At 77.7% G+C, this 732-nt stretch carries 1 protein-coding gene; it reads left to right on the forward strand.

All coding sequences use genetic code 11. From position 1 onward, the window contains the following. Nucleotides 1–118: 118 nt before the first annotated feature. Complete coding sequence (locus LPA54_RS33930; RefSeq protein ID WP_228918383.1) at nt 119–706, forward strand: M23 family metallopeptidase; 588 nt, start codon at nt 119–121, stop codon at nt 704–706. Nucleotides 707–732: the final 26 nt, after the last annotated feature.

Below are 732 nucleotides of genomic sequence, written 5' to 3' on the forward strand. Positions count from 1 at the left end.
GCGAGACGCTTCCGCCATGCGACGACTGGGACGGAGCGAGGGACGTGGGTGGCGTGAACGGGCCGGATCGGCCGAGGGGAGCGGGCGGGGCGGATGGGCCTGGCGGTGCGTGCGGCTGGTGCTGGTGGTGGCCGTGACCGTGGCGGCGCTGCTGGCACCGTCGGCGTCACGGCTCCTCGCGGCGGGGACAGGGAACGCCGCGTCACCGACCGGCGGGGCGGGTGGGCGCCGTACCGCGGACGACGCCGTTCCGGCCATCGCGCGTACGTGGCCGGTGGGAGTGCGCCCGCCGGTGCTGCGCGGCTGGGAACCGCCGGCGACCGTCTACGGGCCCGGACACCGGGGTGTCGATCTCGCGGCGCCACCGGGGACGCCGGTACGCGCGGTGGCGGACGGCCGGGTGTCGTTCGCGGGCCGGGTGGCCGGGAAGGGCGTCGTCGCGGTGGAGCTCGCCGGCACCGGGGACCCGCCGCTGCGCACCACCTACGAACCCGTCCGCGCCTCGGTGCCGGAGGGTGCGGAGGTGACGGCGGGCGAGGTGATCGGCACGGTGGAGGCGGGCGGCTCCCACTGCACGGCGGCCTGCGTCCACTGGGGGCTGCTGCGGGGCGAGGCCTACCTGGACCCGCTCTCCCTGCTGCCCCCATGGCTGCTCCACCGGGGTCCGTCCCGGCTCCTGCCGGTGCTCGGGGTGCCTTTGCCCTGAGGAGCCCGGACGGGGCGGGAGCAGGG

This window comes from Streptomyces sp. DH12 (genome assembly GCF_020873895.1).
Taxonomy (GTDB): Bacteria; Actinomycetota; Actinomycetes; order Streptomycetales; family Streptomycetaceae; genus Streptomyces.